We start from the raw sequence: 15,187 nt of genomic DNA, 5'->3' as shown, positions 1-15,187 counted from the left end.
TGCATCGCGCGGGCGGAGAAGGAATTTATGAAAAAAAAATTATTGTGCGCAATGTTTCTGCTTGTGAGTCACAGTACGCAGGCAGTTGAACTCAAAGGGGTTGCGCTGCCCGATGTCGTTCATCTGGGCAACAGCAATCTCGTGCTCAACGGCGCGGGCGTGCGCAGCAAGTTTATCTTCGACTTGTATGTGACGGCGCTGTATTTGAACGCCAAAAAGAATATGGCGACGGCTGTGCTGAGTGATCTTGGAGAAAAGCGCATTGCGATGTATTTTTTGGATGACATCAGTGCGGCCAACCTGTTGTATTCATTTGACGAGGGGATCAGGGATAACCATAGCGCGACCGAGCTCGCGGCGATGAAGGAAGAGTTGCACAAATTCGATGTCATCTGCCACCGGATGGTCAGGTTAAAAGCAGGGGACGTGATTTTGTTTGATTATCAGATCGGTACCGGCACGCAGGTCTGGGTCAATGGCGGGCTGCGCGGCACGATCGCGGGCAGCACGTTTTACAACACGCTGCTTAAAATATGGTTGGGTGAAAAGCCGGTGCAGCAAGATCTCAAATTGAAACTGTTGGGTGGCTTTTGAATGAGTGAAGCAGCGCAGCTCAATATGGATGCGACGGCGGGGCGTATCAACAGCGCAGCGCTCGATGTCGCGTTGCAGGGCGAGGGGGCGGCGTGCTATCAGCTGGTCAAATCGCGTGGCCTGTTTGCTGACGTGTCGGTATTTGTCAGTGCTACTCAGTTGCAACAGATGCAAGGGGTGATTTCGGCAGTAGAACGGGTAGTGAATAATGACAAATGGATCATTGATAATGGGCAACCGGCTACCGGAAACCGATGTGCAAAAGGCGTCTTTTACGGCTATGACTTTCATCTGAATGCTGAGGGCGCGCATCTGATTGAGATCAACACCAATGCGGGCGGGGCATTTTTAAACCGCGTACTGATCGAGAGTCAGCGCACTTTGCCAGGAGACGCGGTGAGTCTGCCGGGTCTTGATACCTTGTTTGTCGAGATGTTCCGCCGTGAGTGGCAACTGGCGCGCGGCGAGGCTCCCCTAGGCTGCATTGCCATTGTTGATGAGCAGCCAGAACAGCAATATTTATATCCGGAATTTTTGATCGCGCAGCGTCAGTTTGAGCGCGCCGGTATTCGGGCTGTGATCGTTGATCCCGCAGAACTCAGGGGCTGTGATGACGGACTGTATCTCGGGGAGCAGAAGATCGACCTGATCTATAACCGGCTGACCGATTTTACCCTGCAGCAGTATCCCGTATTGTTGCAAGTCTATCTGAACGATCAAGTGGTGTTGACGCCGAATCCTGAACACTATGAGCGTTATGCCGATAAACGCAATCTGGCCCGGCTGACCGATGCGGATGAGCTGCGTGATTTGGACGTCTGTGAAAACGATATTGCGACTTTGCTCGCCGGTATTCCGCATACCTTTGTGGTGCGGTCTGACCTTGAGAATAGGTTGTGGAGTGATCGAAAATCATTATTTTTTAAGCCGTGTTTTGGTTATGCCAGCCGCGGGGCGTATCGCGGCGAAAAGCTGACCCGCCGTGTTTTTGGTGAAATTTTGCAAGCTGCGTATGTCGCTCAGCAACTGGCCGCACCCGGCGAACGCGCGATCGCTGATGACGTAACGCTGAAATACGACGTGCGCTGTTATGTTTATGACGGTGTCATTCAGCTGGTGGCCGCTCGGCTGTATCAGGGGCAGACGACTAATTTTCGCACCATGGGCGGCGGGTTCGCGCAGGTCAGGCGGCTCGGGTAGAATGCGCGCATGTTGATCTATTCATTTCTGGCCATCGGGCTGGGCGCGGCGCTCGGCGCTTGGTTGCGCTGGGGTTTGGGGCTCTGGCTCAATCCCTCCCTGCCTCAACTGCCGATAGGGACGCTGACGGCGAATCTGGCCGGCGGTTATCTGATCGGGCTTGCGATTGCTTTCTTTATCCAGCATCCGGGGCTGTCACCTGAGTGGCGGCTTTTGATCATCACAGGCTTTTTGGGCGGATTGACGACCTTTTCCACTTTTTCGGCCGAGACCGTCACGCTGCTTTTGCGCGGACAGTATGCATGGGCGGCTGGCATCATTGCAGCGCATATGGGCGGTTCGTTGTTGATGACGGTGTTGGGTATCCAGACGTTTAAATATCTACAGGGAGTGCAATGATGAATCAGCTTTGTTTTTATGTCGGCGAAAAACAACATCACGCAGGCATGATGCTGTATGAGTGGCTGCTCGAAGAAGCTAAAGGTCTTGGCATTCATGGCGGCTCGGCATTTCGCGCGATTGCAGGATTTGGGCGGCACGGCAGGCTGCATGAAGAAACTTTCTTCGAATTAGCTGGTGAATTAGCAATCAAGGTCGAGTTTATTCTGGATGATGCGATTACCGAGCAGATGTTGCAGCGCGTTCATATGCAGAGCCTGAAGATCTTTTATGTCCGGACTCAGGTTGAGTCCGGATTTATGTAATTCAAAGCCGTGAAACAGGAAAATTAGAATGAAGAAAATCGTAACGATACTGGCCTTGTGTTTGTCTGCGCTGACCGCGCAGGCAGCGGTGCAGGGGCGTGAGGTCAGTTATCAGGAAAATGGCGTGACGCTCAAAGGCTATGTTGCCTATGACGATGCCGTTAAGGGTCGTCGCCCTGCGGTACTGGTGGTGCATGAATGGTGGGGGCACAACGACTATGTGCGTCATCGCGCTGATATGCTGGCAAAAATGGGCTATACCGCGCTGGCGGTGGATATGTACGGTGACGGTAAATTGGCAAATCATCCTGATGATGCGGGAAAATTTGCCACGGCATTGAACAGCAATATGCCGCTGGCCAAAGCGCGCTTTGATGCGGGCATCAAATTGCTGGGCACGCAAAAAACGGTGGATGCGGCTCAGATGGCAGCGATCGGTTACTGCTTTGGCGGTGGCGTGGTGCTGAACATGGCGCGGTTGGGTGAACACCTCAAGGGGGTCGCGAGTTTTCATGGCGGTTTAAACACGGAGATTGCGGTCGCTCCCGGTACAATTCGTGCTCGTATCCTCTCCTTTACCGGTGAGGATGATGTGATGATCACCGCCGATAAGGTGGCCGCTTTTAAGGCGGAAATGGATGCGGCAAAAGCCAATTACCGCGTGGTCACTTATCCGGGCGTCAAACACAGCTTTACCAATCCGGATGCGGATGAGCTGGGAAAAAAGTTTAACTTGCCGCTAGCCTATAACGCCGAAGCAGACAAGGATTCCTGGCAGCAGACTACGGTATTTTTACGCGAAATCTTCGGCAGATAGTTTTTAAAGGCTTTGGTGAGGCGAGCGGCCTAGGCTACAATCGGGCCGCTTTGTTATGAGGAAGATCCGCATGAAAAAAATATGGATTGCGCTGCCCATTGTTTTTCTGTGTGCTTGCGCGACAACGGATATTTATTTTCCGGCACCGGCGGCTCAAAATGCGGCCGACCGGATTATTTCTGACGTCTGGCAGGTTAAACCCGCCAGCGTTAAGGGGCCCAAATGAGTCTGATTAAATACCTGTTTGCACTGGTTTTTATTTTGGCGACCTTTCAGGCAGAGGCAGGCGCGGCGCTGGATGTGAATACGCCGGGTGTTCAGGCGATCAAACTGCGCATGCAGGCGCGCCACGGCCAACTGGCTGCGTACTACAACAGCGGTGCGGTGGGGCTCAACATGGATGGCACGATCAGCCTGCGCGATGAAGCCTCCGTGCCGCTGGCCGCGCGCCGGCAGTTGAGTGCGCTGGTCGAGGCTGAAAATGGTGATCGCGAACGTTTATATTCTGAAATCGCCAATGCGAACGGACATCCCGAGTGGCATAACGAGATACGTCGCGTGTTTGCACCGCGCTGGTTGAACTTCGCGCAGCGCGGCTGGTGGATGATGAGCGATCGCGGCTGGATACAAAAATAACGATTGCGCGGTGCCGTCGAGTTGGTGTCGTGTGAGTCTGTGGGTAAATCTGAATGAATCCAACGCTGGTGTTTGATATTGAAACCGTACCCGACGTGAAGGGGCTGCGCATCTTGCAGGGCTTAGACGCGAGCGTGAGTGACTGGGAAGTCGCCGAAATGGCGTTCCAGCAGCGTCGTCAGTCAACGGGCAGCGATTTTGTTCAGCATCATTTACAGCGCGTAGTCGCCATTTCCTGTGTATTGCGCGAGGGTAATCATTTCAACGTCTGGTCACTGGGTGAATTGGGGGATGATGAAGGCAGTTTGATTCAGCGCTTCTTCGACATCATCGATAAATACACGCCGCAACTCGTGTCGTGGAATGGCGGCGGCTTCGATCTGCCGGTGCTGCATTATCGCGGACTGATCCACGGCGTGCAGTGCGCGCGCTACTGGGATATGGGTGAGGACGACCGCGAATTCAAATGGAATAACTACCTCAGCCGGTATCACACGCGCCACCTTGATTTGATGGATTTACTGGCACTCTACACCGGGCGCGCCAATGCGCCGCTGGATGATCTGGCAAAATTGATGGGCTTTCCCGGTAAACTGGGTATGGATGGTTCTCGGGTGTGGGCGTCGTACCAGCAGGGTGACTTGTCCGAAATTCGCAACTACTGCGAAACCGATGTGGCGAATACCTATCTGGTTTATGCCCGCTTTCAGATGATGCGCGGCGTGTTAACGCCTGACGCGTATAAAAAAGAATGTGCCCTTGTCAGGGCTGCACTTGAAAAATACCCGTTGCCGCACTGGCAGGCATTTCTCGCGGCCTGGCCTGACGCCTGATGCTCATCTACACGCGTTTATGGGCAAGTGTTGGTTGGGTCTTAGTTTTGCTGGTTGTGTACTTGTCGCTGATGCCCAATCCCCCCGCGCCGATGGCGTTTGATCATGTCGATAAACTGGAGCACGCGTTGGCTTATGCCTTGCTGTCGTTCTGGTTTTGCCATCTGTATGGACGCCTGCGGGTCATCATCGCCCTTGTCGGATTGGGCATCGCGTTGGAATATGTGCAGGGCTGGACGGGGTATCGCAGCTTCGATGTACTGGATATGCTGGCTGATGGCGTTGGCGTATTATCGGGTGCCCTGCTTGTGCTGACACCGTTGGGGCAACTGCTTTGCTGTATTGAGCGCCGTCTGGCGCGATAAATTGAATAGAAACTGGAATAGAAATGACGACTGACAACAGAGTAACCATTGAATCGCTGGACCAGGAAGGTCGCGGCATCGCCCATGCGGAGGGTAAGGTAATTTTCATCGAGGGCGCGTTAACCGGGGAAGTCGTGAGTTATGCGTCTTACCGCAAAAAACCCTCGTTTGAACTGGCGCAGATGACGACGTTGCATCGCGCAGCCTCTATTCGGGTCGAGCCTAAATGCAAGCATTACGGCATGTGCGGCGGATGCTCGATGCAGCATCTGGACTCGCGCGTACAGGTTGCGGTGAAACAGCGTATTTTGGAAGACAGTCTGGCGCGGATCGGAAAAGTTAAGCCTGAATCCATCTTGCCTGCGATTTATGGGCAGGCGTGGGGATATCGTGAACGTGCGCGTATCTCGGCCAAATATGTGATCAAAAAAGAGAAAATGCTGGTGGGTTTTCATGAGAAACGCAGCAGTTTTGTCGCCGACATGCAAAGTTGCGAGATTCTGGAGCCGAAAGTCGCCTCCTTGATTGAGCCTCTGGCCACTCTGCTCGCGGGTCTGTCGATACGCGATAAACTGCCGCAAATCGAGGTCGCGGTAGGCGAGCACGTGTATGTGCTGGTGCTGCGCATCATGGCGCCGCTCTCCTGTGAGGACGAAGCCGCCTTGCGCGCATTTGCCGATCAGCATGTCGTGCAGTTCTGGCTGCAAACCAAGGGGCCTGAAACGGTCGTGCCCTTTTATCCGCTGGATGCCCCTGAACTGACTTATAGTCTGCCTGAGTTCGGCGTTGTGATGCCATTTGCGCCGGGCGAGTTTACCCAAGTTAACAGTCAGCTCAATCGCGTGATGATCAGCCGGGCGATGCGTCTGCTCAATCCTCAAAAAGGAGAGCGCATCGTCGATTTCTTCTGCGGGCTCGGGAATTTTACCCTGCCGATTGCACGCAGCGGTGCGCAAGTGACGGGCATCGAAGGCAGCGATGCGCTGGTTAAACGCGCCGCGCAGAATGCGGCCTCTAATCATTTATCAGTGAACACGGCGTTTAGTGCACGCAATTTGTTTGAAATGGATGAAGCGGCGCTGGCCGCCCTTGGCCGCTTCGATAAATGGTTGATTGATCCGCCGCGCGATGGCGCAATGGAACTGGTCAAATCGATTACGCCCGAAATCGCGCCTGATCTGATCGTCTATGTCAGCTGTAATCCGGCGACCCTTGCGCGGGATGCGGCTGAACTGGTACTGCGCGGTTATGTGTTGAAATCAGCGGGTGTGATGAATATGTTCCCGCAAACGTCTCATGTCGAATCGATCGCCGTATTTGTCAGATCATAGATGAGTGGTTTTTCTCTGTCGTTGGGATTAAAATACTCGAAAATTTGACGATACAACTGTTATTTTAAGGCAGTTTCGGGTTGCAACAAGGGAATGCCAATGTCGAAAGACGGGGTTGTTGTCAGAGCATATGTCCCTGAACACTAAATTTGCCAGCTGCGCGTTGCTGCTGGCTTGCTGGTTTTCGCCTCATGTTCGTGCTGAAGCACCCTTTCGCGTGCTGGTTGTGCAAAGCGATAACAACCTGCCGTACCAGTCTTTTACCAAGGCACTTAATTTTCCCGCGCATTTTCAGATAGAAGTTTTACCGCGTGCCGAGGATTTCGCAGCGCAGCCTGCCGATCTTGTCGTAACTGTCGGTTTACGTGCCGCAGAGCTTGTGGCCAAAAAAGCAGTTCAGCCGGTATTGGCTGCCATGATTCCCAGTACATTGCCGGCTAAACAGCTGCGCAGCCGAATGATTTCCGCCATCTATCTGGATCAACCGCGTGCCCGGCAGGTAGCCTTTTTGCGTGCAGTGCTGCCAGAACACACTCGGGTGGGTGTGTTGTATTCTGCTGAAAACCGATTTGATTTTGCAGGATTTCGTACCGAATTGTCGCGTCAGGGCGGGGTGCTGGTGATGCATAATTTACGCAGCGATACCACGCTTTTCGATGATTTAGAAGCCGTTCTGGGCGAGAGCGATGTGTTGTTTGCTGTGCCGGACAGCGTGGTTTATAACGGCAACACGATACGCAATATCTTGCTGAGTAGTTATCGTCGCAGCATCCCTCTGGTTGGATTTTCTCAGTCTTATGTCAAGGCGGGGGCCCTGTGCGCCCTGTTTTCCACGCCTGAGCAGTTAGCCGCGCAAGCATCAGCCATGATCGGCTCATTTTTTGCGCTGGGTAAACTGCCCGAGTCTCAGTATCCGCTGTTCTACACGATTGCACTGAATCAGGAGGTGGCCAGAACCCTGGGAATCAAGCTGAATACGGCTGAAATGATTCGCTTGCAAGTTGAAAAAATGTCCGGGCCTGCACGATGAAAAAATACGGTATTCGAGCCTATGTTGCCTTGCTGATGTTGTTGCCCATGCTGGTGATGGTAATCGGTCTGGAAGCCTATTTTCTTCATGAGCGCTACACGGGGCTCGATCAGGAGCTGCTCACGCGAGGTCAATTGATTGCGCGCCAGCTTGCCGCCAGTAGTGAGTACGGTGTGTTCGCCAATAACAGAATTTTTTTGACCGGCATTGCCGAAAATACCTTGCAGCAGCCCGATGCCAAAGCTGTGCTGGTGTTGAATGCCACGAATGCAATTCTGGCACGCTCAGGTCCGCTGCAGCGAGTTGATACGGCTGCCGATCAGCAACGAACGCGTGTTAATCGCGATCGCCCGGTCTTTGATGACGGAAAGAGTTTGCTGCTGTATCAGCCCATCCTCTCGACTCAAGTGCTGTTTGATGAGATGGAATCGAAACCGGTGGTGCAACAGGTCGGTGCGGTCATCATTGAAATGAGCTGGGAGGCAACGAACAAGCTTAAATCGGATTTGCTGCGGATATCGTTGTGGGTGACTGGGGTGTTTTTACTGCTGGCTGTTTTTTTGGTGCACCTTGCCAGCCGCCGCATCATTGAACCCGTTACCCAGTTGAGTACGGCCATTCAGGCGATTGGTGCAGGATATCTGAACACGCGGGTTGTGGCGTCAGACCGGATCAGTGAGTTAAATACGCTGGCTATCGGCGTGAATAATATGACGGTGGATTTGCAGCAGCATTATGAACATCTCGAAGATCTGGTCCGGCAGCGCACAGTTGATTTGCAGCAGAGCGACATATTGACCCGTCATACATTAGGCGAATTGCAGCGTCAGAAATATGTCATCGACAAGCACGCGATTGTGACCATTTGCAGTGTGGATGGACTCATCACTTATTGTAACGACAAATTTGTCGAGGTCAGCGGCTATTCGCACGATGAACTGATCGGGCAGGACCATAAAATCATGAATTCCGGTCATCATCCCAAAGGTTTTTTTAAGGAGATGTACGACACTATCTACCGCGGCGAAGTGTGGCATGCCGAAGTGTGTAACCTGGCGCGGGAGGGGCATGCGATCTGGTTTGATACCACGATCGCCGCCTTTATGGGGGATGACGGCAAACCTCGCGAGTATATGGCGGTGCGTACCGATATTACCGAGCAAAAACGCATCGAGGAAGCCGCGCATGCTGCCAGTCGGGCTAAATCGGAATTTTTGGCCAACATGAGTCACGAAATTCGCACGCCGATGAATGGTGTGCTGGGTATGGTAGATATATTGCAGGAGACCAAACTTAATTCCATGCAGCACCGGTTGCTCGGCACGATACAGCATTCTTCGCAGGCACTGCTCAATATCCTCAACGATATACTCGATTATTCCAAGATCGAGGCCGGGCGCCTTGACATCGAATGCATCGCTACCTGCCCGCGCGTTGTCGCAGAGGAAATTGTGCAATTGATGATTTCGCAAGCCAAGTCGGTGGCGCTTTGCGTATTCGTCTCTCCTGAATTGCCGCTTTGGATCGCATCGGATCCGTCCCGCTTGCGTCAGATTTTGCTCAATTTACTGGGTAATGCCATTAAATTTACCAGCGGTGTGCAAGGTCGTGCCGGGCAGGTCAGCTTGAATGTGCGGCCCTGTGAACTGGATGACGGGCATGCGGGTATTCGTTTCGATATTGCCGATAACGGCATCGGTATTGCACCGGAGGTGATCGATACCTTGTTTCAGCCTTTCGCTCAGGCGGATGCGAGCACGGCGCGAAAATTTGGCGGCAGTGGTTTAGGGTTGAGCATCAGCAGGAGACTTGCAGGGCTGATGGGGGGAGAAATCAAGCTCTCAAGTCGGATCGGCGCGGGGTCTATTTTTACACTTGAGTTGCCGTTAATTGTTGCGCCAGACGGCGCAAAGGAAGAGCTGAATTTGACGGGTATCAACGTGCTGGCAGTATTGCGTGATGCCTGGTCGGTGGAGCATGTGCCGGCCTACTGTCGTACTGCGGGTGCGACAGTGACGGTATGCGCCGATCTTAACGACGGGGCGCTTGATGCAGAGAGTATCTTGCTGTTGGGGGCAGGCGTTGAATTACCTGAATGGTCAAAAAAATTGAGCGTGGTGTGACTGGTGTCGCGTGAAAATGTGAGTGCGGTGTCAGCCTATGAATTTGCCGTTCCAATTGCACCGATGTTGTATCAGGATTTGATTAGTGCGCTGGCCCTCGCGGCAGGACGTCTAACGCATGCAGACTTGGCTCATGCGCCGGATCGCCGGAATTCGCCCAGAATTACGGTGCCTGCACTCGACGATGCGGTCTGCGCAGGCCAGCTTATCTTGCTCGCAGAAGATAACGAAACTAATCGGGAAGTAATATTGGAGCAATTGCGCTTGTTAGGGTACGCGGCGGAAGTTGCAACAGACGGGGTTGAGGCGCTGAATATGTGGCGCAGCGGCCGCTACGGCATGCTGCTGACTGATTGTCATATGCCAAATATGGACGGGTTCGAGTTGACCCGTGCCATCCGGGATGCCGAGGTTGATGGCGCTCATCTGCCGATTATCGCTGTGACAGCCAATGCCATGCAGGGCGAAGCACAACACTGCCGATCGTGTGGTATGGACGATTATTTGTCCAAACCGTTGAGACTTGATGAGTTGGGACGCATGCTGTCTAAATGGTTGAAACGCTCCGGTGAAGTTAACCTTGCTTTGGCAGCGCCTGTGAGCATCATGTCGCAGCAGGTCATCTGGGATCCTTTGATGTTGACGCGCATGGTAGGTGCGCAGCCTGAGATGCACCGCCGTTATTTGGAAAAGTTTTTGTTAAGTGCTGAAAAGCAGTTGGCTCACATCAGGAGCGCGGTGGCGGCAGGGAATACGACGATCGTGGCTGACGTGGCGCACCAACTCAAATCAAGTTCGCGCACAGTGGGTGCCCAGTATTTGGGAGAATTGTGTCAGGAAATCGAAGTGGCCGGGCGTGCCGCTGATCAGAAGGCCTGCGATGTACTGGTCGATCGTATCAACCAGAGCTTCCTTGATGCGGCTCAAGAAATCAGGGGGAGTTTTACGAAAACAGGGTAATGGTCGTGTAAAAGAGCGCTAAACCTTTGGCTCATATAAGCGGATCTGGTTGCGTCCTGCCAATTTAGCATGATACATGGCCTCATCAGCCCGTTTCATTACCTCGTTCGGTTTGTCGTCGTGGTTGATAAACAGCGCGATGCCGATGCTTGCTGTGCAATGATGCACGACGACCCTGTCGGGTTGCTCTTCCTGTTTTACTTCTAGCAGGTAGGGCGCGGACAGGCTGATGCGGATTTTTTCAGCGACTAACGAAGCCAGTGCAGCAGAGGGGGTTATATGTGCCCCCAGATCGTTGAGTATCATGACAAATTCATCACCGCCAAAACGTGCGACGGTGTCCATTTCTCGCGCACATTGTTTCAGACGTTCGGCGGCTTCAATGAGCAGCAAGTCTCCAGCGTTGTGCCCGTATGTGTCATTGAGCGGTTTGAAATTGTCCAAATCCAGAAACAGGACGGCGCCATAGGTGTTGTTGCGGCGACTGGCGGCCATGCTCTGCTTCAGGCGGTCATTGAATAGACGGCGGTTAGGCAGGTTGGTGAGTGCATCATAAAATGCCAGCTGGCGCACCTGTTCTTCCATCTGTTTGCGTTCGGTAATGTCGCGGATGGTGCCCAGTGCATGCCAGTGGTTTTTATACATGAAAGCAGAGATAGACAGCGCGATTGGAAATTCTTCGCCATTTTTGTGCAGCGCGGAAATGTCGAAGGTCTGAGCGATTAAACTGCCGACACCAAATTGCTGAAAACGCTCGAAGCCCTTGTGTGCGGTTTCTCTATAGCGTTCTGGTGTAATCAGGTCGTGCAGATTTTGACCGATAGCCTCGTTTGCCGAATAACCAAATAGCATTTCAGCCGCTGGATTCCAGTAAACAATGATGCCTTTTTCGCCGATAATGATGATGCCGTCTTTTGCGTTGGTGCCGATCAGACGGAATTTTTCCTCACTCTCGGCCAGTGCACGGCTGCGGTGCTCAAGTTCTGCGGTGCGCTCTCTGACAGTATCCTCCAGTTGATCATGGTGTAAGCGCAACTCATCCGTGACGCTCTGCAATTTGCCGAAGATGATTCTGACATGCCTGACAAAAGGGTGGAAAATCAGTATCGCCTCGAGTATCAATAGCAGTAGCGTACTCAGCCAGAAAATTGTTTCGGCCTTTTGCAACTGGCTGACAGAGGCCTCGCCTTCTAATTGATACTGGCGCACCATCTTGTCGAGTTCCGATACCAGCGTCGTTGATGCGGTTTCGGTGATCTCTTTGAGCAGTGGTTTATCGAGGGTTAACTCATGATCCTCGAGTATCAGCCATGCTTTTATGGCAGCGATATAGCTGATCACCTGATGATCCAGTGCATCCGGTGCGCCGTAATACATGGCGCGGACAGCCGGCGAGAGTGTCTCGGGCAAGCCCATTGAGGCATCACCGTGTGTGAGGCCTTCGTGAGAACGCTCCATCAGGTTGATGGCGTCTTTTAGTTTTTCGCGAATCAAAGGACGTTCAGTCGTTGGCGAATTTGCCAGTAGATTGGCAAATAAGGCGGTTCGCTGGCTGAGCATGCGCTGGCGTCCGCTGACGTTGACGATTGCTGCGGTACTCTTCTGTTCCGAGATGACCAGATGCAAACTGAGCCAGGCTGCGGTGGACAGTGAGGCAACCAAAATCAGTGCAACCACATATCTCAACGTCAGAGATCGGGCAACGTTCTGATCAATTATCTGGGCTGTCATGTTCGAACTCATGTCTTGCCTTCAGCAACACGAATGCCCAAATTATAGGCGCAAATATCCCTGTAGAGTTTGTTAGTTTGTTAGTTTGACGGTTTATCTTAGTCCGCCGGGAAAAGTGGATTTTTTTTCACCAGATTCAGGCGCTCGCCAAATTCCTGTGCAAAATTTTTCATCGCCTTAGCCGCTTCCTTTTCCCCTGTTGAACGTTCCAGCGTATCGGCCATGGACAGCAGGGTCTGGTGGTAAAACTGTTTCATTTCATCGACCATCATCTCTTTAGTCCAAAGATCAATGCGCAGGGTGTTTTTCTCTTCAGCATCCCAGACCGAGAGCATGATGGCGCGGCTGGAACTGGTGACACCGCCGTCGGATGCACTCCAGTCGATTTTTTGCGGCATGTTTTTGTCATCCAGCGTGACGGTAAATTTGATTTCCGATGTTTTCATATGAGCTCCGGTGAGAATAGGGGGTTATGCTTTCAATTTTGAGAACGCGGCGGCCATGACGTTCGGGGTAGTCATTTTAACGGATTCAGATTTTTCTTGACCACGGTGAACGGGGGGTCTTTTTGTCTCACGCGGTTTTGCATCGGCTTTGGGTGCCGCATCGGCCAGACGCATGGTCAGCGCAATGCGTTTTCGTTTCTCGTCCACTTCGAGTACTTTGACTTTGACGATTTGTCCTGCTTTGACGACCGTATGCGGATCTTTAACAAAGCTATTGGCAAGGGCTGAAATGTGCACTAATCCATCCTGATGAACGCCGATGTCGACGAACGCGCCGAACGCGGCCACATTGGTCACGACCCCTTCCAGTATCATGTCGGGCTGCAAATCTGAGATTTTTTCTATCCCTTCGCGGAAGGTTGCAGTGGTGAATTCGGGACGCGGATCATGGCCCGGTTTGTCCAGTTCGCGGAGGATGTCGGTGATTGTCGGGAGGCCGAATTTTTCGTCCTGATAGCGGGCCGGATTGAGCGATGAAAGCAGCGCGCTGTTGCCAATCACGCCTTTTAGATCGAGCTTGATGTCATTGAGTATGCGTTTGACCAGCGGGTAGGACTCTGGGTGTACGGTCGAGGCGTCCAGCGGATTGCTGCCGCCTGTGATGCGTAAAAATCCGGCCGCCTGCTCGAACGCTTTCTTGCCTAGACGCGGGACTTCCAGAAGTTGCGCACGGGTGGCAAATCGGCCATTGCTGTCGCGATGGGCGACGATGTTCTGTGCCACGGTGTTGTTGAGTCCCGATACGCGGGCGAGCAGGGGGGCTGATGCCGTGTTCACGTCGACCCCTACCGCATTTACGCAGTCTTCTACGACTGTGTTGAGCGAGCGAGCCAGTTGGGACTGGCTGACATCGTGCTGGTATTGGCCAACCCCGATGGCTTTGGGGTCAATTTTTACCAGTTCTGCCAGCGGATCTTGTAAGCGGCGCGCGATCGATACGGCCCCGCGCAAGCTCACATCCATGTCCGGCAGTTCCTTCGAGGCAAATTCCGACGCGGAATAGACCGATGCGCCCGCTTCCGATACCACTGCATTGATAAGTTTCAATTCAGGGCGCAGGCGGATTAAATCCAGCGCGAGTTTGTCAGTTTCGCGCGAGGCGGTACCATTACCGGTGGCAATGAGTGATACGCGGTGTTTCTCGGCTAATTTCGCCAGCGTATGCAGTGAGCCTTCCCAGTCACATCTGGGCTGATGCGGGTAGATGACGCAGGTGTCCAGCACGCGGCCTGTTTCGTCCACGACGGCGACTTTCACGCCGGTGCGCACGCCCGGATCAAGCCCCATCGTAGTGCGGGGGCCTGCGGGGGCAGCGAGCAACAGGGCTTTCAAGTTGAGCGCGAATACGCTGATCGCGTCGGTGTCCGCTTTTATCCGCAATGCACTCATCAATTCGGTTTCCAGATGCAGGAAGATTTTCACGCGCCAGGTGTAGCGTACCGTATCGGCCAGCCAGTTATCGGCCGGGCGCATTTTGTGTGCAACGCCAAAACGCGCGGCAATTCTCGCCTCGCAAGGATTGTAGGGCGCTGTCATTAAAGGTTTGTCGGCTTCTGTGTCGAGGCGCAATTGCACGTTCAGCAGTCCCTCGCGGCGTCCGCGCAATATCGCCAGCGTGCGGTGCGAAGGTATTGTTTTTATTGATTCTGAATAATCGAAATAATCGCTGTATTTCGCCGCGGCTTCCTTTTTTTCCTCAATGACGCGGGCTTCTACAACGCCGTGATCCAGCACATACTCGCGCAAGGCTTGCAGCAGGGCGGCGTCTTCCGAAAAACGCTCCATCAGGATTTGCCGTGCCCCATCAAGTGCCGATTTGGCATCCAGCACGCCCGGATTGTCGCCCTGATCCGTGCTAAAAGCCGCTTTCAGATATCCCGCCGCCTCCTGTTCCGGATGCAATGCGGGATTACGCAGCAATGCGTCGGCCAGCGCACCGAGTCCGGCTTCCAGCGCAATCTGGGCGCGGGTGCGGCGTTTGAGTTTGTAGGGCAGATACAAGTCTTCAAGATGCGTCTTATCGGCCGCATGCATGATGGCATCGAGCAGTTGCGGGGTCATTTTGTTCTGGGTTGTGACGGACTCGATGATGGCGGCGCGGCGAGCTTCCAGTTCGCGCAGATAACTCAGGCGATCGTCTAACAGGCGCAGTTGAATGTCATCCAGTCCGCCGGTTGCCTCCTTGCGATAACGCGAGATGAACGGCACCGTGGCGCCTTCATCGAGTAGGGCGATAGCAGCGGCGACCTGTGCGGGTCTTGCCCCGAGTTCATTGGCGAGGCGGTGTTCGATTGATGGCAGCATGAGATATTTGTCGGGTTAATCGATATAAAAAAGCGGCCCGGAGGCCGCCTTTA

At 53.3% G+C, this 15,187-nt stretch carries 16 protein-coding genes; 13 read left to right on the top strand and 3 right to left on the bottom strand.

Going from position 1 to position 15,187, the window contains the following annotated elements; all coding sequences use genetic code 11:
- The first annotated feature begins 27 nt into the window (after nucleotides 1–27).
- The 13 genes from GALF_RS09305 to GALF_RS09250 all read left to right on the top strand — a co-directional run bounded on the left by GALF_RS09305 (nucleotide 28) and on the right by GALF_RS09250 (nucleotide 10,593).
- A complete protein-coding gene (locus tag GALF_RS09305) occupies nucleotides 28–594 on the top strand; it encodes a chalcone isomerase family protein (protein ID WP_013293802.1) in 567 nt (188 codons plus the stop codon).
- Complete coding sequence (locus GALF_RS09300; protein ID WP_013293801.1) at nucleotides 595–1,794, top strand: hypothetical protein; 1,200 nt, start codon at nucleotides 595–597, stop codon at nucleotides 1,792–1,794.
- 9 nt (nucleotides 1,795–1,803) lie between these two features.
- Nucleotides 1,804–2,193, top strand: coding sequence for a fluoride efflux transporter CrcB (crcB, locus tag GALF_RS09295; protein WP_013293800.1), 390 nt, complete (start codon nucleotides 1,804–1,806; stop codon nucleotides 2,191–2,193).
- Nucleotides 2,190–2,498, top strand: coding sequence for a DUF190 domain-containing protein (locus GALF_RS09290; protein ID WP_223293689.1), 309 nt, complete (start codon nucleotides 2,190–2,192; stop codon nucleotides 2,496–2,498). Before crcB ends, GALF_RS09290 begins: the two co-directional genes overlap by 4 nt.
- A gap of 28 nt (nucleotides 2,499–2,526) precedes the next feature.
- Nucleotides 2,527–3,315, top strand: a complete 789-nt coding sequence (locus tag GALF_RS09285) for a dienelactone hydrolase family protein (RefSeq protein WP_013293798.1) — start codon at nucleotides 2,527–2,529, stop codon at nucleotides 3,313–3,315.
- Nucleotides 3,316–3,385: 70 nt separating this feature from the next.
- Nucleotides 3,386–3,541: a hypothetical protein gene (locus tag GALF_RS15715; protein ID WP_013293797.1), complete on the top strand. Its 156-nt coding sequence runs from the start codon at nucleotides 3,386–3,388 to the stop codon at nucleotides 3,539–3,541.
- Nucleotides 3,538–3,951 (top strand): YdbL family protein, encoded by a 414-nt coding sequence (locus GALF_RS09280; protein ID WP_013293796.1) that lies wholly within the window; start codon nucleotides 3,538–3,540, stop codon nucleotides 3,949–3,951. Before GALF_RS15715 ends, GALF_RS09280 begins: the two co-directional genes overlap by 4 nt.
- A 53-nt stretch (nucleotides 3,952–4,004) precedes the next feature.
- Nucleotides 4,005–4,784: a 3'-5' exonuclease gene (locus GALF_RS09275; RefSeq protein WP_013293795.1), complete on the top strand. Its 780-nt coding sequence runs from the start codon at nucleotides 4,005–4,007 to the stop codon at nucleotides 4,782–4,784.
- A complete protein-coding gene (locus tag GALF_RS09270) occupies nucleotides 4,784–5,149 on the top strand; it encodes a VanZ family protein (RefSeq protein ID WP_013293794.1) in 366 nt (121 codons plus the stop codon). The genes GALF_RS09275 and GALF_RS09270 overlap by 1 nt, the downstream gene beginning before the upstream one ends.
- Nucleotides 5,150–5,172: 23 nt before the next feature.
- On the top strand, nucleotides 5,173–6,480 hold the full coding sequence (gene rlmD, locus GALF_RS09265) for a 23S rRNA (uracil(1939)-C(5))-methyltransferase RlmD (RefSeq protein ID WP_013293793.1): 1,308 nt from the start codon (nucleotides 5,173–5,175) through the stop codon (nucleotides 6,478–6,480).
- Between the two features lie 130 nt (nucleotides 6,481–6,610).
- Nucleotides 6,611–7,510 carry an ABC transporter substrate-binding protein gene (locus GALF_RS09260; protein WP_013293792.1) on the top strand — a complete coding sequence of 300 codons (900 nt, stop codon included), beginning with the start codon at nucleotides 6,611–6,613 and terminating at the stop codon, nucleotides 7,508–7,510.
- Nucleotides 7,507–9,633, top strand: coding sequence for an ATP-binding protein (locus tag GALF_RS15035; RefSeq protein WP_013293791.1), 2,127 nt, complete (start codon nucleotides 7,507–7,509; stop codon nucleotides 9,631–9,633). Before GALF_RS09260 ends, GALF_RS15035 begins: the two co-directional genes overlap by 4 nt.
- Before the next feature lie 3 nt (nucleotides 9,634–9,636).
- Nucleotides 9,637–10,593: a response regulator gene (locus tag GALF_RS09250; protein WP_013293790.1), complete on the top strand. Its 957-nt coding sequence runs from the start codon at nucleotides 9,637–9,639 to the stop codon at nucleotides 10,591–10,593.
- 18 nt (nucleotides 10,594–10,611) lie between these two features.
- On the opposite strand, the gene GALF_RS09245 is transcribed toward GALF_RS09250, so the two are convergent.
- The 3 genes from GALF_RS09245 to GALF_RS09235 form a co-directional block, all read right to left on the bottom strand.
- On the bottom strand, nucleotides 10,612–12,324 hold the full coding sequence (locus tag GALF_RS09245; protein ID WP_041938051.1) for a diguanylate cyclase domain-containing protein: 1,713 nt from the start codon (nucleotides 12,322–12,324) through the stop codon (nucleotides 10,612–10,614).
- 98 nt (nucleotides 12,325–12,422) lie between these two features.
- Nucleotides 12,423–12,770 (bottom strand): gliding motility protein GldC, encoded by a 348-nt coding sequence (gene gldC, locus GALF_RS09240; protein WP_013293788.1) that lies wholly within the window; start codon nucleotides 12,768–12,770, stop codon nucleotides 12,423–12,425.
- Between the two features lie 24 nt (nucleotides 12,771–12,794).
- The gene (locus tag GALF_RS09235) at nucleotides 12,795–15,134 is read right to left on the bottom strand and encodes a Tex family protein (protein WP_013293787.1); all 2,340 of its coding nucleotides are present in this window, start codon (nucleotides 15,132–15,134) and stop codon (nucleotides 12,795–12,797) included.
- Nucleotides 15,135–15,187 lie beyond the last annotated feature (53 nt).

The organism is Gallionella capsiferriformans ES-2, from assembly GCF_000145255.1.
GTDB lineage: Bacteria > Pseudomonadota > Gammaproteobacteria > Burkholderiales > Gallionellaceae > Gallionella > Gallionella capsiferriformans.
The sequence above is the reverse complement of the archived record's forward strand: the minus strand, read 5'-3'. Positions and strand labels throughout refer to the sequence as shown.